The organism is Colwellia sp. MB3u-41 (genome assembly GCF_014076845.1).
In the GTDB taxonomy this organism is placed as follows: domain Bacteria; phylum Pseudomonadota; class Gammaproteobacteria; order Enterobacterales; family Alteromonadaceae; genus Colwellia_A.
Genome location: NZ_JACGUT010000084.1, coordinates 225,306 through 245,566 on the forward strand (window position 1 = coordinate 225,306; position 20,261 = coordinate 245,566).

At 36.8% G+C, this 20,261-nt stretch carries 15 protein-coding genes and 1 pseudogene; 6 read left to right on the forward strand and 10 right to left on the reverse strand.

Translation table 11 applies throughout. The annotated features are described in order from the left end of the window. Positions 1–16: 16 nt before the first annotated feature. Positions 17–994, reverse strand: coding sequence for a hypothetical protein (locus tag H4J73_RS17675; RefSeq protein ID WP_182181805.1), 978 nt, complete (start codon positions 992–994; stop codon positions 17–19). A 229-nt stretch (positions 995–1,223) separates the two neighbouring features. On the opposite strand from H4J73_RS17675, the gene glnE reads away from it, so the two are divergent. Further along, entirely contained in the window at positions 1,224–4,097 is a 2,874-nt protein-coding gene (gene glnE, locus H4J73_RS17680) for a bifunctional [glutamate--ammonia ligase]-adenylyl-L-tyrosine phosphorylase/[glutamate--ammonia-ligase] adenylyltransferase (RefSeq protein WP_182181806.1), read from the forward strand. 34 nt (positions 4,098–4,131) lie between these two features. On the opposite strand, the gene H4J73_RS17685 is transcribed toward glnE, so the two are convergent. Together H4J73_RS17685 and lpxL are read right to left on the reverse strand one after the other, a co-directional pair. Then, complete coding sequence (locus tag H4J73_RS17685) at positions 4,132–4,812, reverse strand: TcpQ domain-containing protein (protein WP_182181807.1); 681 nt, start codon at positions 4,810–4,812, stop codon at positions 4,132–4,134. Positions 4,813–4,930: 118 nt separating this feature from the next. Further along, positions 4,931–5,869, reverse strand: coding sequence for an LpxL/LpxP family Kdo(2)-lipid IV(A) lauroyl/palmitoleoyl acyltransferase (gene lpxL / locus H4J73_RS17690; RefSeq protein WP_182181808.1), 939 nt, complete (start codon positions 5,867–5,869; stop codon positions 4,931–4,933). Positions 5,870–5,953: 84 nt separating this feature from the next. Between lpxL and hldE the strand changes: the two genes are divergently transcribed. After that, entirely contained in the window at positions 5,954–7,378 is a 1,425-nt protein-coding gene (hldE, locus tag H4J73_RS17695) for a bifunctional D-glycero-beta-D-manno-heptose-7-phosphate kinase/D-glycero-beta-D-manno-heptose 1-phosphate adenylyltransferase HldE (RefSeq protein ID WP_182181809.1), read from the forward strand. A gap of 118 nt (positions 7,379–7,496) precedes the next feature. On the opposite strand, the gene rdgC is transcribed toward hldE, so the two are convergent. Together rdgC and H4J73_RS17705 are read right to left on the reverse strand one after the other, a co-directional pair. After that, positions 7,497–8,417 carry a recombination-associated protein RdgC gene (rdgC, locus tag H4J73_RS17700; RefSeq protein ID WP_182181810.1) on the reverse strand — a complete coding sequence of 307 codons (921 nt, stop codon included), beginning with the start codon at positions 8,415–8,417 and terminating at the stop codon, positions 7,497–7,499. A gap of 377 nt (positions 8,418–8,794) precedes the next feature. Beyond that, complete coding sequence (locus H4J73_RS17705) at positions 8,795–10,540, reverse strand: HAMP domain-containing sensor histidine kinase (RefSeq protein WP_182181811.1); 1,746 nt, start codon at positions 10,538–10,540, stop codon at positions 8,795–8,797. A 323-nt stretch (positions 10,541–10,863) separates the two neighbouring features. Between H4J73_RS17705 and H4J73_RS17710 the strand changes: the two genes are divergently transcribed. The 4 genes from H4J73_RS17710 to H4J73_RS17725 all read left to right on the forward strand — a co-directional run bounded on the left by H4J73_RS17710 (position 10,864) and on the right by H4J73_RS17725 (position 15,548). Further along, on the forward strand, positions 10,864–11,790 hold the full coding sequence (locus H4J73_RS17710) for a porin (protein WP_182181812.1): 927 nt from the start codon (positions 10,864–10,866) through the stop codon (positions 11,788–11,790). Between the two features lie 171 nt (positions 11,791–11,961). Beyond that, entirely contained in the window at positions 11,962–12,663 is a 702-nt protein-coding gene (gene phoB / locus H4J73_RS17715) for a phosphate regulon transcriptional regulator PhoB (protein WP_182181813.1), read from the forward strand. A 55-nt stretch (positions 12,664–12,718) separates the two neighbouring features. Beyond that, positions 12,719–14,014 carry a phosphate regulon sensor histidine kinase PhoR gene (gene phoR, locus H4J73_RS17720; protein WP_182223311.1) on the forward strand — a complete coding sequence of 432 codons (1,296 nt, stop codon included), beginning with the start codon at positions 12,719–12,721 and terminating at the stop codon, positions 14,012–14,014. Between the two features lie 568 nt (positions 14,015–14,582). After that, positions 14,583–15,548 carry a PstS family phosphate ABC transporter substrate-binding protein gene (locus H4J73_RS17725; protein WP_182223312.1) on the forward strand — a complete coding sequence of 322 codons (966 nt, stop codon included), beginning with the start codon at positions 14,583–14,585 and terminating at the stop codon, positions 15,546–15,548. 304 nt (positions 15,549–15,852) lie between these two features. Here H4J73_RS17725 and H4J73_RS17730 read toward each other — a convergent pair whose 3' ends face one another. The 5 genes and pseudogenes from H4J73_RS17730 to H4J73_RS17755 all read right to left on the reverse strand — a co-directional run bounded on the left by H4J73_RS17730 (position 15,853) and on the right by H4J73_RS17755 (position 20,235). After that, positions 15,853–16,077, reverse strand: a complete 225-nt coding sequence (locus tag H4J73_RS17730; RefSeq protein ID WP_182181817.1) for a hypothetical protein — start codon at positions 16,075–16,077, stop codon at positions 15,853–15,855. 25 nt (positions 16,078–16,102) lie between these two features. Next, the gene (locus tag H4J73_RS17735; protein WP_339379421.1) at positions 16,103–16,474 is read right to left on the reverse strand and encodes a hypothetical protein; all 372 of its coding nucleotides are present in this window, start codon (positions 16,472–16,474) and stop codon (positions 16,103–16,105) included. After that, positions 16,471–17,164, reverse strand: a pseudogene (locus H4J73_RS17745) (hypothetical protein). Before H4J73_RS17745 ends, H4J73_RS17735 begins: the two are co-directional and overlap by 4 nt. Positions 17,165–17,409: 245 nt before the next feature. After that, positions 17,410–19,605: a polyphosphate kinase 1 gene (ppk1, locus tag H4J73_RS17750; protein ID WP_182181820.1), complete on the reverse strand. Its 2,196-nt coding sequence runs from the start codon at positions 19,603–19,605 to the stop codon at positions 17,410–17,412. 132 nt (positions 19,606–19,737) lie between these two features. Further along, positions 19,738–20,235 carry a glycine cleavage system protein R gene (locus tag H4J73_RS17755; protein WP_182181821.1) on the reverse strand — a complete coding sequence of 166 codons (498 nt, stop codon included), beginning with the start codon at positions 20,233–20,235 and terminating at the stop codon, positions 19,738–19,740. Between the last annotated feature and the right edge of the window lie 26 nt (positions 20,236–20,261).

Sequence of the window (20,261 nt, forward strand, 5' to 3'; positions counted from 1 at the left end):
TCCTATATCCTACCCGTTATTTACCGCGTCTAAAACTGCGAGATGTCGTGCTTTTGCTGTTTCTAAAGCTTGAGTTTTTTGAGTAGCTAGATTTTTTTGCATATGAACTTTTGTTGATACTATTTGTGCTAAAACGCTTGGCACTTGTTTGTGCGGTGCTACTTTGTCTGGAAAGGCTAGATGAGCCCGTTCTACTTTTACTGTAAGTGCTATTGTATTTTTGTCCGCGACTTTGGAATGACTTCTTCGTACGCGTATCTAAATTATTCTGTTTTTTCAACTGGCTTGGCGAACTATACCGAGTGCGACCATAATCATTATAATAGCTGTAGTTCCTTGACCGTCCCCAATCATTATACGAAGTACGACGAGAGCCAAATACATCGCCCATCATGGAATACATGCCATACCATGCCCAAAAAGACATACCATTACTGCCTTGCGTCCAACTACCGTAACTTGGGTTACCAATTAGTTGTTCACCTGTACCGAAATCTTGAGCGTTATTGGCTTGTTTGCTTTGTGCTTTAGATAATGAATTGACTCGTGGTAAGACACCATCAGACATATCAGCAAGTACATTCAGGGGATCGCTTAAAGCATCTGAATAAAGTATCGGATCGGCGGCAAGATAGATATTAACCAGTTCATTGAATATATCTTCTTTACGGGCAAACATATTGGGTTGATTTTTAACGGTTGTTAGTCGGTCGAGTAACGACAAATACATCGGACCTTTTGTCGTTGCATCTTTGTCAAATTGATCAATTAATTGTGTAAGATGAGGTTTTTGCTGTTTCAGTTTTTCAGCGTATTGATGGATTAAACGGGCATTACGTACCTGACCACCGGTTAAAGCGTCGGCTAATTGTTGAATGCGAAGTTCAGTGATCGGCGTTTGTTGATTAATTTTTTCTTCGAAGGGATCAGAGCAACCGACTAAGAAAATAACCAAGCTTAAAAAAGCGTATTTGATGTGCTGCATTCCTGCCATAGTGTCCTCAAAAATGCTATGATAAATATATACTCAGGTGGTTTGAGTACGAATTTGTTATGTATATCCGTTGCCTTTTTCAATTTGCTAAAACCTGCGTCTTGAATTGGTAAGAGTATATAATAACCCGATATTAATAGCATTAAAGACATAATATGTCTATTGATTCGTGATTTCATTTTATATTATTTCTCCTTATCTTTTACATCGTCAATAAAGTGGCCATTAAATGAATAAATCAACTAACTTGTCAGCGCTCCTTTCTCTTCAAAAGCAAAAAAGTACTCAATTATTTAATCAGCAATACCCTGATGCAACTGCACATTTGTCTGAGCAGCAATTAGCAGATTTTCAACACGCTTTAATGGCTAGCGATTTTATTTTAAACAGTACATTGCAGTGTCCGGAAATTGTGGTGTCATTATTTTCAAGTGAGCGGGTGTACCAAACTGATTGTCCAAATTATCAACAAATGCTTGCTAAGCTAATAACGCCTTGTGAAAGTGAAGATCAGTTACATAAGGTCTTAAGACAGTTTCGTCTGCAAGAAATGGTGAATATCGCGGTTGCTGATTTACTTTTTGAACTTGAGTTAACCTTGTCGTTAGAGCGTTTATCTGAACTTGCTGACCAGCTTATTTTAGCGGCGTTAAATTGGTTAACGTTATTCTGCCAAGACAAATGGGGAATACCGACCAGTCAAAGTGGAGAGGTTCAACAACTACTTGTATACGGCATGGGTAAACTTGGGGGGCGCGAGTTAAATTTTTCGTCTGATATCGACCTTATTTTCACTTATCCTGAAATGGGCGAAACGCAAGGTGCTAGGCGAAGTCTTGATAATCAACAATTTTTTATCCGTTTAGGCCAAAAATTAATAACGGCTTTGCATCAAAAAACAGCTGATGGCTTTGTTTATCGGGTTGATATGCGATTACGTCCATTTGGTGAGAGTGGTCCACTCGTTTTAACTTTTAATGCGATGGAATCTTATTATCAAGAGCAAGGGCGTGATTGGGAGCGTTATGCCATGCTTAAGGCGCGTCTCATTGGGCAAGGAATATATCATGATCAACTTTCTACCTTACTGCGTCCTTTTGTCTATCGTCGCTATATTGATTTTAGCGTAATAGATAGCTTACGACGTATGAAAATGATGATTGCCCAAGAAGTACGTCGTAAGCAGTTAAAAAATAATATAAAGCTAGGTGCTGGTGGTATTCGAGAAGTTGAATTTATAGTACAAGTTTTTCAACTGATCCGTGGTGGACGTATAAAAGAATTGCAACACCGACGTTTATTAACTGTGCTGCCTATTTTAGTTGAGAAAAAAGAAATTACCACTGAGAATGAAGCGGTACTCACCAATGCCTATTGTTTTTTGCGGCGAGTAGAGAATATTATTCAAGCGCTAAATGATCAACAAACACAGACGTTACCTGATAACGATCTTGACCAAGCACGCTTAATATGGGCACTTCGTCATGATAAATGTGAAACGTGGTTAGCTTTCCTTGAATATTTAGCACTGCAAATGAATGGCGTTCATCTTGAGTTTTGTGCACTTATTGGTGAAGAAAGCCCAAATCATCAAGCGAAAGATCAACATTGGACTGCTTTGTGGGACAGCCAATGGTCAGATGAAGAAAGTATTGCTTGGATAGAACAAGTTAGTGTTTTTGTTGATGCTAAGAAAATTTGGGGGCTGCTTGTTGAATTTAGAGCAGATATGGAAAAACGCAGTATTGGTCATCGAGGGCGTGCTGTACTCGACAAATTAGTACCTGTTCTAATGTGGCACATACAACAAGAATATAGCGAGCATTTCACACTAGAACGTGTGCTCATCATCTTTAATAAAATTTCAACGCGTACCGCTTATATTGAATTATTGTTTGAAAATGAAGGGGCGTTAAAGCACCTAATTAAGTTGTGTCATCAAAGTAGCTGGATAGCAGAGCATATTGCTAAATACCCGATATTATTAGATGAATTAATTGATCCGAAATTATTAAATAATCCTCCTGAACTTAGCAGTTACTCCGCTGATTTACGACAAGCCATGCTGCGAATACCCGAAGATGATCAAGAAGCGCAAATGGACAGATTACGCCAATTCAAACAAGCACAACACTTACGTATTGCTACCGGAGATATTTGTGGAATACTACCTGTAACTAAGGTTAGCGACCATTTAACGGCACTTGCCGAAGCTATTATTGAAGAAGTTATACATTTGGCTTGGCAACAAATATCACAACGTTTTGGCGTGCCAGCATCAACGGTTGGTCAAGACCATAGAGGTTTTTCTGCGATTGGTTATGGCAAAATGGGCGGAATAGAATTAGGTTATAGTTCAGACTTAGATTTGGTTTTTCTGCACAATAGCCAAAGTAATGAAGAGACAAATGGTTTAAAGAAAATACCCGCTGCGCAATTTTATATGAAACTCGCACAACGTATCATGCATATTTTTAACACGCGTATGGCGAGTGGTATTTTATATGAGTTAGACATGCGACTCCGCCCATCAGGAAACTCTGGTTTATTGGTTATACATATTGATACCTTTGCACAATACCAACGAGATGATGCATGGACATGGGAGCACCAAGCTTTAGTAAGGGCTCGAACTGTTTTTGGCTATCCTGAGTTAGCAAACAAGTTTACAACCATAAGGAAAGAGATCCTGACTCGTGTACGTGAACGGGCAAGTGTCAGTACTGACGTGTTAAAAATGCGAAAGAAAATGCGTACCCATTTAGACAAGTCAACATCTGACAACACTGATATTAAACAAGGACAAGGTGGATTAGTTGATATTGAGTTTTTAGTGCAGTTTCTGGTACTTAGTGAAAGCTCGAAATACCCTGATTTATGTAAGTATTCTGATAATTTTCATTTGCTTAAAGCACTTCAGCACTTCGGTGTTATTAGTATCGAGCAGCAAAAGCAGTTAACGATCAGTTATTGCACTTTACGTGATTATGGTCATCACGCCACATTGAAAAATGAGCAACAATTATTAACCAAGGTGGATTTCCAGGATATCGCTGAAAATGTCAACGGTATTTGCCAATCCTTATATGAAAAACCTTGCTAAATAATGACAGGGTAATCATTGATTAAGGGAGTGCTTATCTTCGTTGAGCGTTTACTGGGAGTAAAATGCACTCTTCATCAAGGTAAGGTATATTCAAATCAATCAGTACGAGTGCGCGCTGTTGATGACAAAAATAAACGTTAATACCTTCTGGAAAGTGTCCTTCAACAGCTTTACCTACTTGATATGCTGTTTGGACGATTTCTTTATTGATGCGAAAAGGGTCTTTAACTAAAAAGTCTCTATTTAGCCACCAAATCACTTCTAAGCCTTGATCGTTTGCGTATTCCGATAGTTTTTGAAACAGCGTTTCACCCAAACGAAAAGGGTGATTTTCATTGGTACCACGCCAGTTTTTTCGTAATGGGCGAGTGACCATGCGACGTGCTTCCAGTAGTTTGACAATATCGCCTTTTGGAGGTTCTAAGTAAACGATGTTATTACGGATCTTCGGACCTGAACTGCCATCATCGCCATGTAAATTAGCGTAAAAACGAGATAAGCCATCAGCGGCTGCATTCTTACTTTTTTTTATTGGACGAGGAATCTCTTTTGTTATTGTTGCTTTATCTGAAGGGTCAATGACAGTGACTTGTTCTGTTACTGTACTTTCTTCATTTAAAGTAGAGAAAAGCTCTTCTTGGTTGTCAAATAATAGAAAAGCTAAAACAATTAAGATTGAGCCCAAAATAATGTTACGTAACCAAAAATTCATAGAGTACTTTCTTTCTTATGAGGCCACATGGAAAATTCCAGTATGGTGTAAATACAATAAGTATATACCATACTGAAAAGTTGTTATTTATACAATGTTGATGATTTTTAGTCTGAGATTATTTATACAGAGAGGGATCATCTTCATGAGGTCTGGTTTTAAATCGTCGGTGTAACCACATATATTGCTCAGGTTTGTACAATATCGCTTTTTCTAGCTCTTGATTGATACGAATAACGTCAGCTTCATCATCGCCAGTAGGGAAATTTTCCATCATCGGCTTAATTTCGAGAGTGTAACCACTGCCATCATCATTTCTCGTTGGAATGAACATGTGATTTTGAACGTTCTTTTGGCGAGCAAAAATGAGTGTCCCCGTGGTAGTGGCAGCATCAGGAACCGCAAAAAATGGCACAAATAAACTCCGGCGTCGTCCGTAATCTTGATCGGGTAAATAAACACAGACTTCCTTATCACGAAGTGCTTTCATTAATCCTTTAACGTCACGTTTACCTAACATGTACTTATTAGAGCGACCTCGTCCTCTAAACTGAAAAAACTCCATCAGTTGATTGTTGTGAGGTCGGTAAAAAACAACCATAGGGTGTCCAGTGCCAATACCCCGGCAATTAATTTCTACACTTAAATAATGCATTGTTAATAATAAAACACCTTTGCCTTGTTGGTGCGCTTTTTCTAAATGCTCAAGGCCGACTACTTTTGTTTTTCTTTTAACTCGCCAATCTGGCCACCACCAGCCCATTCCTGTTTCAAACAAGGCGATACCGGTATTTTCAAAATTTTTCTTTAAAATGAGTGTGCGTTCTTGCTGCGACATTTCAGGAAAGCAGAGTTCTAAATTTTTCATCGCCACTCTTTTTCGGCTTGAGCCTATTTTATACAGCAAACGCCCTAGGATCCTTCCTAACATCAGTTGTAATTTATACGGTAACCATGAAATGGTATAGAGAATGATTACGCCAAACCAAGTTAGCCAATACTTGGGTAAGAGAAAGGATATTTTAAAATCAGGTTGCAAAACTTTATTTTTACTCACGGGATGATGTCAACTCATTGAAATTCATGTGATACACTATTAAGCATTATATCTGTATATCCGTAAAGAGTTAAGAGGCATAGGATGAAAGTAGAGATTCCCGCTTTTGAGCAAGCAAGTGTATTGGTTGTTGGCGATATTATGTTAGATCGATATTGGTATGGGCCCACGCAGCGTATTTCGCCAGAAGCCCCTGTTCCTGTCGTTAAAATTAACCAAGATGAACATCGTCCTGGTGGGGCTGCAAATGTTGCATTAAATATCGCTTCTATCGGTGGACGCGTTACTCTTATTGGGATAACGGGCAAAGATGAAGCCGCACAGCACTTACAAAAAAAATTATCAGCATTAAATATTCACTGTGAATTTGATCAACAAGCTAATATTCCTACCATTACCAAGTTACGTGTGATGAGTCGTAATCAGCAATTAATTCGTTTAGATTTTGAAGAGTCACTTAGTGATGTTGATAAAACATTGCTGGAAGAAAAAGTGGCTACCCAGCTGGTAAATCATGATCTACTTTTGTTGTCAGATTACAGTAAGGGCACACTATCTGAAGTACAGAATTTAATTGCTATAGCAAAAAAACAAGGGAAAGCGGTTTTAGTCGATCCTAAAGGAACTGATTTTGAACGTTACCGCGGTGCTACACTATTAACGCCAAATTTATCAGAGTTTGAAGCGGTAGTGGGTGAGTGTAAAACAGAAAATGATATTGTCAGTAAAGGTCAGGCATTATTAGTGCAACTTGATTTAGACGCAATGTTAGTGACGCGCAGCGAACAGGGGATGACCTTACTTCGCCGTGACCATGACGAATTCCATTTACCGACCCGAGCACGTGAAGTTTATGATGTAACTGGCGCTGGCGATACCGTTATTGCAACGCTTGCTTTAGCTATTGCAGCAAAGGCTGAATATACCCAAGCCAGTGCTTTAGCCAATATTGCCGCCGGTATTGTTGTAGGTAAACTGGGTACATCAACGGTAAGTGAAGCAGAATTACTCGCTGAAATATCAGCAGGGCAAGAAAGTGGCTTTGGTGTTGTCACCGAAGAGCAATTAAAAATTGCCGTTAAATTAGCAAAAGCTCGTGGTGAAAACATTGTTATGACTAACGGTTGTTTTGATATTTTACATGCGGGTCATGTCTCATATTTAACCCATGCAGGTACCTTAGGTACACGTTTAATTGTTGCGGTTAACGATGATGCTTCAGTAAAAAGGCTCAAAGGTAGTGGCCGACCAGTAAACCCTACCGATAGACGTATGGCGGTGTTAGCTGGGTTAGGCGCTGTTGATTGGGTAGTGAGTTTTTCTGAAGATACTCCACAACGAATTATTAGCAATATTCTGCCTGATATTTTGGTTAAAGGTGGCGATTATAAAGTTGAAGACATTGCTGGTGGTAAAGAAGTGATGGCCAATGGTGGTGACGTAAAAGTACTTAACTTCGAAGAAGGTATTTCAACGACTGATATTATTAATTCTATTCGGTTGAAGTAGTCCATTTATTTTAGCGATATTTTTAACTCGATTAATACTGAAGTAATAAAGCGAATCAATGAAAAAGCAGCTATATTAGCTGCTTTTTTCTTTAAATACATCAGTAACCTAAAGCGTATTAGCTCTCTAAGTAATCTGTCGCTTTAACATTGAATTCAGCCAGTAAGTCATTAATCAAACGATTAATTTCTCCAGCCATTAAAGCAAAGTCAGCATCAAGTTTTGCTATAACGTCATCACTATCAATATCGTCATTTTGTTCTTGAAGGACATCAAAGAACTTTAAACGTTTAATGGCTAAATCGTCACAAAGAATAAACGACATGGCTTCATCCCATTCAAGTGCTAATTTTACAACATATTTATCAGCGTCTAAGTGAGTTTTAATTTCGTCACTATCAAGATCTTGATTTTTAACACGAACCACTGCGCCATCATCACCTAAGGCATGAAACTCTGCTTCCATACCTAAAGTAAAGTTGTCGCCAATATTTTTCTCGTTTAGCCAGTCTGTCATTAATTCATCAGGCGCTTTTTCTGGCGAAACACTGGTAACCGGTAACGTACCAATAACTTTGCGTAAAAGTGCTAATAAATCTTCAGCTTTACCACGACTCCCTGAATTTACAACAATCAGGTTATGCTCGGCATTAATATAAGCATGCGTGTCGGTGACACGAGAAAATGCACGTGGCAGTAATTCAAAGATGATATCTTCTTTAAACTGTTCTCTTTCTTTTTTGGTTGCACTACGCGCTTGTTCAACCTCAAGTTGAGCAACTTTTGCCTCAATCATATCTTTAACAACAGGCGCTGGAAGTATTTTTTCTTCTTTTCTTGCGCAAACTAAAAGGTTGCCATTAGCTGAATGAACCGTTGAATGTCCATGCTTACCTAAAGCGTTTACCCAACCAAAGTGTGACTGCTCTGTTGACCCACAAGGCGTGAATAAATGTTCAGCTAAGTGTTTTTCTAATTGATCTTCTGATAATTCAAAAGGGCGAGTAAATGTGAAAAAATATAGGTTTTTGAACCACATAGAAGCTTCCTGCGCCGTTGGAACACGAAGTGTGCCGGCTGATAAATTTTAAAAGAGCAATATAGTAACTTAAATATGAGTTATAAGCACTCATACTCGTGGGAATTAAGAGGCTTATAGATAAGGCATTGATAGGATAGAGTGGTTATGCGGTGAAACTTCTACTGAGTTGCCCACATGAACAACTTTTATCTAGACCTTTTGATTTTAACCTCGATAAGCGCATTTTCAAACTCATGACATTATAAAATCAATGGCTAGGTTAAATGATCTTACTTGCTCTGAGTTCGTGATGAAGCTTTCAGTGGTTCAACAAATATTTTTAATAGGTAACATTAGTACAGTCTTAAATTTAAGATATTTATATGAAAGCTACTTTAACGCATATCATTAAATTCAATATCATAGCTAAGACCTTGTCCTGTGTTAGACGTTGCGACTATTGTGCCATTTAACGTGTCGGTGACTAGTTCATTAATAATATGAGTACCTAAACCTGTGCCACCATTCCCTGCTTTAGTAGTATAAAAAGGGTCAAAGATTTGTGGTAATTTATTTTTGGGAACACCTACGCCATTATCTTGGTAGTGTAAATGTAAGCGTTCACCTTTCAGCTGTGCGCTGATAGTAATTATGCCACTCTCTATACCATCAAAACCATGAAGAATAGAATTAATGATCAGATTAGTAAAAATTTGTGAAATTGCACCAGCGTGGCAGTAAATATCAATATTGTCAGCACAATCGACTTTAATCACATGTTTGGTTTTTTTTAATTTAGGCTGCAAAGACTGAATAATTTCATGCAGGTATTGGGCGAAATTAATTTTTCGTGTTTTGTCGCTCGTTTGATCTACCGCAACTTGCTTATAGCTCGTGATCAAATCAGAGGCACGGTTAAGGTTGTTCATTAATAAGTGTAAGCTTTGATCTGCATTATTTGTAAAGTCATCTAGAGATCGTTTGGTCAACTTCTGATTTTCGATATCATTTTGCAGAGAATCTAATAAATCAGCTAAATAACTTGTTGAAGTAATGCTTACACCGATAGGGGTATTAATTTCGTGTGAAATTTCAGCCGATAATTTACCTAATATTGCCATTTTTTCTGCATCAATTAAGCGCTCTTGCGCTTTTTTTAGCTCTTCTATAGATCTTTTTAATTCTTTGTTCGTTTTTGTTAACGTTTCCTCTGTTTGACTTCGTCGCATATTTTCAGCGGTTAACCGTTTTTGCTGCTCAATAAGTTCACGTTGTTGTTTGTTCATCTCGAGCATAGTGGTACTCAATGATGATGTTTTTTTAGCGACTTCTTGTTCTAGTATTAAGTTTTGATCGTCAAGCTTGTGGTTGGCCGCTAGAATTTCTTGTTTTGCTACACTTAGCCGTATTTGGTGCTGAACGAGTTCATCAAGCAAGTTGTTATAAGCATTTTGCAAAATATTCAGCTCATTATTTTCATAATTCATTGTGTGAAGTTTTGATGCTTCTGGATCATCGATATCAAAATGATTAATTTGTTCGGTAAGTTCATTCAGTGGGTTGGTTAATAAATGAGAGAAGGCGAGTGAAAATAAAATAACTAATGCTGCAGTCTTTACCATCGCATTACCAATCAAAAAATATATACCCACTTCAATACGCTCAAAAATAACAGTGTCACTTGACAATAGAATGACGGTACCCACTTTTGTTGTTCGACCAGAGAATTCAAAAATAAGTGGGAAAGAATGACCGAATAAGCCTCCTGAAAGCGAGTCAATGGTAAAATATTCACTATTTAATGCTATTTTTTCTGGTTGATTAAAAGAATCATTGTTAGAAAACTCACCCAGTTGAGCAATAACTTGGTCATTTTCATCAGTGACTGTTATCCCCTTAATCATTGGGATAGCAACTAATCCTTCAGCAATATCGATAGCTTGTTGAGTATTCAACTCCCAAACAGCACGGGTTAAACTACCACTGAATGTTTGTTCTAGGGTAAGCAGTTCACTGTTAATGTGACTCTTAGTGTTAATGTATTCAGCACCAATTTGAACACAGGTAACAATAAAGGTTAAAATAAAATAAACCGATAGCACTCGTGTTAATAGTTTTCGAGATATGCTTTTTACCTTCATTTCAACTTTCTTTTTTATGACAACTAACACTGATTTTAGACATTTTACGGTAGGTTAAAAGTCTTTTTTGCTATATAAATGATTTTTATTCAATAAAGACTGTTTTATCCTATTTTAGTAGGGTAAATACTGCTTTAAGTTAAGTCATAAAGGTTGAACATTTATAAGCAAAAAAAGCTAAACTTATCAAAATGTCATAAACTTTTAAAAAAAGATTCATAATGTCACAAAAGTGTCATAAAGATTGGGCAGAATATACGTCAAATAATGAGTTGATTTAATCGTTTTAAACATAAAAATTCTGACATACATAAGGTATACCTATGAAACTTTCTTACAGCGTTATTGCTACAGCATTATTATCAATGTTTTCTGTATCGGCATTTGCTGGTGATGTAAATATTTATGGTAAAGCAAACCTAACGGTTCAATCATCAGACGATGGAGAGGGTTTTTACACCGAAGTTAAAAGTAACGCTTCACGTATCGGTCTTAAAGGTGGACATGATTTAGGTAATGATTTAGAAGTGATTTTTAAAGCTGAGTTTCAAGTTGACCTCGATGGTGATAGTGAAAAAGGCAAGAGTATTACTGACCGTAATCAATATATTGGCTTAAAAGGTAACTTTGGCGAAGTATTGTTAGGCATAAATGATACGGTATTAAAGCAGTCACAAGGAAAGGTCGATTTATTCAGTGATTTAAATGGCGATATTAAGACCCTTTGGAAAGGTGAAAATCGTATGAGTGATACTATTACCTATAAATCACCTAAGGTTAATGGTTTACAATTAGGGGTGACTTATATTGCAGAAGATGCCATTGATACTGAAGATGGTACGTCAATTGCTCTCTTTTATGGTGATAGTGGGCTTAAAAAATCTACCTTTTATGCTGCTATAGCAATTGATTCTGAAGTTAAAGGTTATGATACAAAGCGTTTTACTGTACAGGGCAAACTAGCGGGTTTTACGTTAGGTGCTATTGCCCATACGCAAGAAAAAGTATCCAATGGCAGTGAAGTCGACGGTTTCTTATTCTCAGCAAAATATGGTTTTGATAAAGTTACCGTTAAAGCACAGCTGCAGACCGCTGAGTATGATGGTGGCGATGACCGTTCAGGTATGACACTTGGTGCTGATTACGCTTTAGCGAAAAGCACAAAACTATTCGCTTTTTATACTACGTTTGACATGGACAGCGCAGCAGATGAAGATTACCTAGCGGTAGGTTTAGAATACAAATTTTAATTAACCTCAGTATAATTATTGTAAAAATAAGCGACTTTTAGTCGCTTTTTTTATGGCTGGGCTTTTTGCGCGAAGATAAATGGATTAAACTTGATGTGTGTAATATAAATGTCATAAAAAGTTATCACAATGGTCAATAAGTAAAGTGTGTACAGATAACGGGAAGTTAACATGAATAGACAAATATTGGTTGTTGAAGATGAAGCACCGATCAGGGAAATGATTACTTTTGTATTAGAACAAAATGGTTTTAATGCTATTGAAGCTGAAGATTATGAACAGGCTAAAGCGAAGATTGTTGAGCCATACCCCGATCTGATTTTACTCGATTGGATGTTACCAGGAGGTACAGGCGTTAAATTAGCAAAATCATTGAAACAGAATGAATATACACGCTCTATTCCTATTATCATGTTGACGGCTCGTGCTGATGAAGATGACAAAGTTAAAGGTTTTGATGCCGGCGTTGATGACTATGTCACTAAGCCATTTTCGCCGAAAGAGCTTATAGCGCGTATCAAAGCCGTTATTCGCAGAGTTTCTCCTACGGCGCTCGAAGAAGCCATTGAATTTCATGGTATGAAACTTGACCCCATCGCTCATCGCGTTTCAATTAATGACAGATCACTCGATTTAGGGCCAACAGAGTTTCGTTTATTGCACTTTTTTATGACACATACCGAACGTGTTTATAGCCGTGAACAATTACTTGATAATGTTTGGGGCACTAACGTTTATGTTGAAGACCGTACCGTAGATGTTCATATTAGACGTTTGCGTAAAGCAATTACTGGCGAAGGGCATGAAGATTTTATTCAAACCGTGCGAGGCTCTGGCTACCGATTTTCAGGAAAACTCAAAACGAGTGCTTAATATTAAATTGAGTTTTCGTACTGTTATTATTTGTCATAGGTAAAAACGACTCACTATGTATTTTCGTTTATCCGTCAAAAGTATCATCACGCGTTTATTGACTATCTTGTCAGTAAGCGCGTTATTTGGTTTTTTAATTGGCCAGACTCTCTTAGTACTTTTTATTAGTACTTTTGCCATTTTATGCTGGCACTACCATCATCTACTTAAACTTCTAAAATGGTTGTGGCGTAGTAAAACACTCTCTCCACCTCAGTCTCAAGGTGTTTGGGGTAAAATATATGATGGTTTATATCGACAAATTAGGCAACATCGCCATAAGCAAAAACAGCTAAATGAACGTCTTAGAAAGTTCAGAGATGGCGCTGAAGCATTGCCTGATGCAGCATTGGTACTGTCTGATGAACTCACCATTTTGTGGGGCAATAAAAAAGCTCAGCGCATTCTAGGCATTCGTTGGCCCAGTGATGTTGGACAGCGTATTGATAACCTAATTCGTTTTCCTGAGTTTACTAAGTACCTAGAAGTCGGTAATTTTGAGCAGCCTTGTCATATTATTTCTCCCATGAATAACGATTTACAGTTAGAATTACGTTTAATGGCTTATGGTAGTGATCAGGTGCTTTTTCTTGCTCGAGATGTCAGTAAGATTAAAAGATTAGAAGAAATGCGTCGCGACTTTGTTGCTAATGTTTCTCATGAACTTAAAACCCCGCTTACGGTTGTACGCGGTTATGTAGAAATGATACTTACTACTGAGCATGCGCTTGAACCTCATTGGCACAAAGCTTTTGGCACGATAGAAACACAAGTTTCACGTATGGACCGCTTAGTCGAACAGTTATTGGTGCTCTCACGCATAGAAAACCATGCGGATGAAGAAAAAAAGCAACTTGTCGATATGCCTAAGTTAATTAAAACCTTGGTCGATGACGCAACTTGGCTTAATCAAGAAAAGCAACATAAAATCACAGCTGATATCGCTAACGATCTATGGATTGAAGGTATTGACACTGAATTGAAAAGCGCGTGTGTGAATTTAATTTCTAATGCCATCGCTTATACAGATGCTTATGGAGATGTTCATATCTCATGGCAACGCAGTGGTAATAAAGGTAAGTTTTCTGTTAAAGATAATGGGCCAGGTATTCGTCCTGAGCATGTTAACCGTATTACCGAGCGATTCTTTAGAGTAGATAAGTCTCGTTCTCGTGACACTGGAGGTTCAGGCCTTGGCTTATCAATTGTTAAGCATGTATTACACCACCATAACGCTGAATTAGCGATTGAAAGTCAGTGGGGTGAGGGCAGTGAATTTATTATTTATTTTGAAGTATTAGATAAAAAATAAGGTCATTTTTTTATACTTATTTAATGAAAGAATAAAATGTTAGAGAACTTTATTCTTTCATTGATAAGCGTCCCTAAAAGGTGGTGTTCACTGACGTTCATAGACTTTAAAGCGCAAGTAAATTAGTTTATTCCGCAATCCCTCTTATAACTTATAGCACCGATCCAATCTCATTAGAGTTTTTCTACATCTTGGATAATATTATTAGTTTAATATTTTTATTTAGCATACCTTAGTTATTTACAAAAAGGCTTATTTTTCGATAACGGAGTTTGATAGGTAGCTCCAAATTAAAACATAGGCATAGTCGATAATAATGTGATTAATAAAAATGTGATTACTATAGAAGACTCTATTGTTATAAAAACATTATTGGAATGTAACGAATAGTTTTCATTTATTTATGTCGGCGAATATTAGGGAAAATAGGCTTATATATTTATGCATGTCATATAAGTGTCACAAACCTTAAATATAATTGTCACATAAGGTTTATATAGTGTTCATAATTAATTAGACCCAAATAAATAATAATTTATTTGGGACAACACTCTTAGTGGAGAATAACATGGGTTTTAAACGTGCTTTAGGCGCTATAGGTTTAGCAAGCTTGGTGAGTTTCTCATCAATAGCAATGGATAAAGATTTACCTGAATATAAAAAAGTTAGTGGTATTTCAGGTAACTTATCTTCAGTGGGTTCAGATACCTTAGCAAACATGATGACATTCTGGGCTGAAGAGTTTAAACGCACTTACCCAAATGTGAATATACAAATTCAAGCCGCTGGTTCATCTACTGCGCCACCAGCATTAACAGAAGCCACTTCAAATTTAGGCCCTATGAGCCGTAAGATGAAGTCGCGTGAAATAGAATCATTTGAAAAACGTTACGGCTATAAACCAATGGCTGTTCGTGTTGCTATTGACGCATTAGCGGTATTTGTTCATAAAGATAACCCTATTAAAGGATTACGTATTGATCAAGTTGATGCTATTTTTTCAAATAACCGCAAATGTGGTGCTGATAAAGATGCAGACCGTTGGGGCGACTTAGGTTTAACAGGTGACTGGGAAGCAAAAGACATTCAACTTTATGGTCGTAACTCAGTTTCTGGTACTTACGGTTACTTTAAAAAGAAAGCCCTTTGTAAAGGTGATTTTAAAAACACGGTTAATGAACAACCAGGCTCAGCTTCAGTCGTTCAATCAGTATCCTCTTCACTAAATGGTATTGGATATTCTGGTATCGGTTATACAACTTCAGGTGTTCGTGCTTTAGCTTTGTCTAAAAAAGGTGACAACTATGTTGAAGCTAATATGGAGAATGCCATATCGAAAAAATACCCATTATCTCGTTTTTTATACGTTTACGTAAACAAGCACCCTAACAAGCCATTAGCGCCAATGGATGCTGAGTTTTTAACAATGGTACTTTCTCAGTCAGGTCAAAAGATTGTAGAAAAAGATGGTTATATTCCACTACCTAATTCGGTTGTTCAAAAAGAATTGAAAAAACTAGGTATCAAGCTTTAATCAATCGACCTAAGTTTATCTTTCAAAAGGTCTGATTCATATCAGGCCTTTTTTTGTTTATATTAACGAGCGAGTACAACTATAAACACAAGCAATAGTTGAGTATCTTAAGCAGGCGCTTATTAGTAAATTTATCGCTACACGAATGAAAAGCTAAACCCTTTCTGTAATAAAACTATAGAAAGGATTTTTTATTGGATAAAGAAAGTTGGGTAACATAATGAAAATTATTGAGATTTAACTTTATCGATATTGTCAATAAAAAGACAAGATATACCGATTAAAAGTGATATTGAAGATAATGCTAAAAATCAGCAGCAGCGTTATCATCAATAGAGGTTTCTAAATTAATACCAAGCGTTACTATGGCTGCTTGCTCATAAAACAACTCAGTATCTACAATCGGGCGATTAAGAAGCCAATGCTGATCAATCTGTAATGTTAAGCTCTGGCCAGAAGCGTTACTGCTAGCAACAGGACAAAACCTATCATCCTGGCGCTGCTGACATAATAAAGTTGCTCGTCGCAATAAGCTGCAAATTTGCTTTAAACTCTCAGGGTTTAATAAATACCACTGGTACTGAGTGAGGTGGTGGGATTTTTTTTCGTTGATTTCCTACCAGCCAGGCAAGTGCGTGCTGCTCTTGGTTAAATCCAACTAAATCGCCATGGGTGAGAATATATTGTCCATGCTTTTGATAACCTGAAGGATTAATGTCAATCCCTAATTCATGTAGTTGCACAGCAAACATTAATAATTCAGTGTAAACGGGTGAAGATACAGCCCATTTCTTTTCAACTTGTGTCAACCATATTTTTAATACTTTCTGAATGATACTGACTTGTATTTGGTTAACATTAAAACGAATTGCTAAGTTATTTACACTGCATTGACGGGTATTATTGTTTATATGGTCTGGCGTCAGGTTTTCAAGTTGTTTATATAAAACGCCTCACGAAGTGCATATTGACAATAATCAAGTGCGTTAATCTCCAAACACTCCATGAGTGCAATGGCAACACTTGAACAAATCAGTTCTTGTCGGTCTTCTTTTAAGCCATCAATATTTAACTCATGGTAATGGCGGTATTTTAATAGTTTTTTTTAACGTATACAGCTGTTTTAATGTGAATGGTTGTGGCAATTTTTCTTCATTGTTAAGTACTTTATATATATATTTGAATGTACCAGAAGTGCCAATAGCGCTTTGCCAACTCACGTTTTTAAACCGCTTGATAACAGAATCTATTTCATGCTTAGCGGCACGAATTGCTTTTTTAAAGCCTTTTTCACTGATTAACCTATCGGCAAGGTAGCTTTGCGTATAGCTAACACAACCAATATTTAAACTGGCTAAAGTCATTATTTCTTGTTGTTTACCAATAATGCACTTGGTACTGCCACCACCAATATCAATAATGAGTTGTTGTCCAAGGTTTTCACTATGATGCGCAACTCCTTGGTAGATTAAACGGGCTTCTTCATACCCTAAAATGATTTCAATATCGTAAGGGAAAACTTTTGCTGCCTCTTGTATGCACGTTTCGATATTTTTGCTTTCGCAGGCTATGAGTCGCGACAATACGAAAATTTTCTTTATGAATATGGACAGCAAAACTGGCTATGTTACCAAGGGTTTTTACGCCCCGGTAAATAGCTTCAGCGCTTAAGTTATTATCTTTATCTCATCCCTGAGCAAGTTTTACACGGTATTTTTCCGAATGTAAAATTTGCAAATGTTCACCTACTTTCTGGCGAGTACAAAGTGAAAACTATTTGAACCAATATCGAGTGCTGCAAAGTAATCTTGTGTTATGTTATGTTCTGTTCATTAGCGATTGTTGGAGGTTTTGGCATCATTTACTCATGATTTTTTACAGTTTTACTCGCCATTGTAGACACACTTTTTATATTTGCTAGGGTTTTTATTAACCATTGCTGGTCTATAAACTCCTGTTCTTGCAAATAATCATAGATAGCTACTTGTGAACGAACACGCTCATTATTATTGTGGCTAACATAGTGATTTTTCTGCTGACGATCAATTATTCTCGCTTTGGTATTATCTTTAAAATGTAGCTCAATGGTATGTAATATTCGTGTTTTTAACTCTTCATCATATATAGGGCAAGCCACTTCTACTCGGTGATCTAAATTTCTTTCCATCCAATCTGCAGAAGTGATAAATACTTGCTTATTTCCCTCATTATGAAACACCATTACTCTAGGATGTTCTAAATATTGATCGATAATAGAAATGACTTTTATTTTTTCACTCATCCCTTTCACACCAGGAATAAGTGAGCACATACCACGTATAATTAAACGAATATTGACTTTAGCGTTGCTGGCCGAATACAATTTGGTGATTAAGCCTTTATCAACTAGATTATTGAGCTTTAAAATTATCTCCGCTTTATCACCTTGCTCTGCAACCTGAATTTCATGATCAATAAGTTGATATAAGCGACGTCTTGCTGTTAACGGTGAAACAATTAAATGATTAAATCGAAAGCGTTTATAACTATGTGAAATAAAAGAAAATACATTATTTACTTCTTGGCAAATTTCTTTATGTTTTGTAAAGAGTGAAAAGTCAGTATAAACGCGTGCGTTATTCTCATGGAAGTTGCCTGTACCAATGTGTGCATATTTCACCGTTTGTTCATCTTCAATTCGAGTAATTAAGCAAAGCTTTGCGTGAATTTTAAGTGTTTCAATACCAAATTCCACATGAATGCCCGCGTCTTTCATTACTTTTGCCCATTCAATATTTGCTTGCTCGTCAAATCTTGCTCGAAGCTCAATAACAACAGTAACCTTTTTACCATTTTTTACCGCTTCAATTAACGAGTGGATGATACGTGAATTTTTTGCAACACGATAAACGTTAATTTTAATGCTTTTAACTAACGGATCATAAGAGGCTTGTCTGACAAACTCGGTGAAATGTTTAAATTTATGATAAGGGTAATACAATAAGATATCGTGCTGATGTATTGCATCAAAAACAGAATCAAAGGCCATAAAACGACTGGAGGCTAGTGGCGGTAATTCTGATTTTTCGAGATTTTTATTTCCTATATTAGGAAACTTTATAAAGTCTTTAAAATGACGATAACGAATGCCGGGTACCAAATTATCAAGTTCTTTTATTTTAAGTGCTTTACGTAAAAATGTGACCATATATTGTGGCATGTTATGGTCGTAAACTAAGCGTACCACATCAGCTTTTAACCGTTGTTTTAACCCCTTAGACATTTGGTCAAGTAAGCTTTCATCAAGGTCGTCAATTAAATTATATTCAGCATCACGGGTGAGCTTTATAGAATAGGCTTCTAATCTATCGTAGTGAAATACCCCTTTAAAAAGCTTTTCAATAAAGAAATGTACAATATCATCAAGTAGCATTATGTATTGACTTTTACTGGGCCGATTTTCGCTAGAGAGCTTTTCTGGGATAAGAATAAAACGCTGAACTTCTTCGCGAGGGATCTCTACCAATGCAAACTGTGTACGTTGTGCCTGTAATTTATTTTCGCAATTTAAGGCGACTAAAAAATAAATACCGTCATCGTCAATACAGTGAGTTAAATGTGTTTTTGAGTGGATAACAATAGGGGTAATATGACGAATAATTCGGTTATCAAAATACTGCTCTAGCCATGATTTTTGGTCAACATTAAGTTTGCTCTCAATATTATTTGATTGATTGTCGTTAAAAAGAATTTCTATATTCTTATCGGTAAGTTGTGAAAAAAGGCGCTCGGCAACACGTTTAAACTCTTCGGTAGAGGCATTGACTTTATCGCTAATTTGCTGATGTAACAGTGTATTGGTTTTTTGTCCGTTGTTTTGAGCAACTTCTAAAATAGCACTTCGACGAATACCCGCAATACGAACACGAAAAAACTCATCTAAATTTGCTGAATAAATACCTAAAAAACGAATACGCTCAATAAGAGGAACTGTTTCATCAGCCGCTTCTTGTAGCACACGTTCGTTGAAGGTAAGCCAGCTAAGTTCTTTGTCAAAAAAGGTAAGAGGATTATTCATCTTGTTTACTCAAACGTAATTGATATTACTGTTAAAACAAGTATAGGTAAAAATATGTCGGTTTTATTATGCCAATAAAGACTGGTGGAAGCAGGCTAATAAAACCGTAAGGGTTAGGTGATAGCCTTATGACTAACGAGAAATATCAACCATTAAATCGTCAGCCAAGTCCTCTAATGCACCTATTAAGCTGTTTGTTTGTTCATTATCAACAGATAAGGTTATTTTCGCTTTAAAAAGTGCTTGTCCTGTATGGGGGGCATTGTCTTGTACGCTAACCAGTTTTAACATATTACCCCCTTGATGATGAATAACAGCCGATATCTCTTCTACAATACCTTCTCTGTCGTTCGCTGTAAGTTCTAAAACAATGTTAGCGGCATTGTTGGCTTTTTCTGGAGTAGCTTGTTCAATGTTTATGGTAAAGCCAGGCAATGCTTTTAAATCACGGGTTAACGCTGCAGATTGAGCTCGCTCTACTGTAATCTCTAGTACACCCGTAAAGAAGCCTGATAAGTGATGTAAACTACTATTTTGCCAGTTACCTTGGTGTTGCTTCACCACTTTTGATAAAGTTTCTACTAAACCAGGGCGATCTTTGGTCATAAATGAAATAACTAAATGGTTCATGATGTGCCTCTATAAAAAGCTGATTT

Excerpts from the sequence above, each read along its gene's own strand:
- H4J73_RS17705 (WP_182181811.1), bottom strand. The coding sequence starts at position 10,540 with ATGAAGGTAAAAAGCATATCTCGAAAACTATTAACACGAGTGCTATCG.
- hldE (WP_182181809.1), top strand. The coding sequence starts at position 5,954 with ATGAAAGTAGAGATTCCCGCTTTTGAGCAAGCAAGTGTATTGGTTGTT.
- phoR (WP_182223311.1), top strand. The coding sequence starts at position 12,719 with ATGTATTTTCGTTTATCCGTCAAAAGTATCATCACGCGTTTATTGACT.
- H4J73_RS17710 (WP_182181812.1), top strand. The coding sequence starts at position 10,864 with ATGAAACTTTCTTACAGCGTTATTGCTACAGCATTATTATCAATGTTT.
- phoB (WP_182181813.1), top strand. The coding sequence starts at position 11,962 with ATGAATAGACAAATATTGGTTGTTGAAGATGAAGCACCGATCAGGGAA.
- H4J73_RS17675 (WP_182181805.1), bottom strand. The coding sequence starts at position 994 with ATGGCAGGAATGCAGCACATCAAATACGCTTTTTTAAGCTTGGTTATT.
- rdgC (WP_182181810.1), bottom strand. The coding sequence starts at position 8,417 with ATGTGGTTCAAAAACCTATATTTTTTCACATTTACTCGCCCTTTTGAA.
- H4J73_RS17755 (WP_182181821.1), bottom strand. The coding sequence starts at position 20,235 with ATGAACCATTTAGTTATTTCATTTATGACCAAAGATCGCCCTGGTTTA.
- glnE (WP_182181806.1), top strand. The coding sequence starts at position 1,224 with ATGAATAAATCAACTAACTTGTCAGCGCTCCTTTCTCTTCAAAAGCAA.
- H4J73_RS17725 (WP_182223312.1), top strand. The coding sequence starts at position 14,583 with ATGGGTTTTAAACGTGCTTTAGGCGCTATAGGTTTAGCAAGCTTGGTG.
- H4J73_RS17685 (WP_182181807.1), bottom strand. The coding sequence starts at position 4,812 with ATGAATTTTTGGTTACGTAACATTATTTTGGGCTCAATCTTAATTGTT.
- ppk1 (WP_182181820.1), bottom strand. The coding sequence starts at position 19,605 with ATGAATAATCCTCTTACCTTTTTTGACAAAGAACTTAGCTGGCTTACC.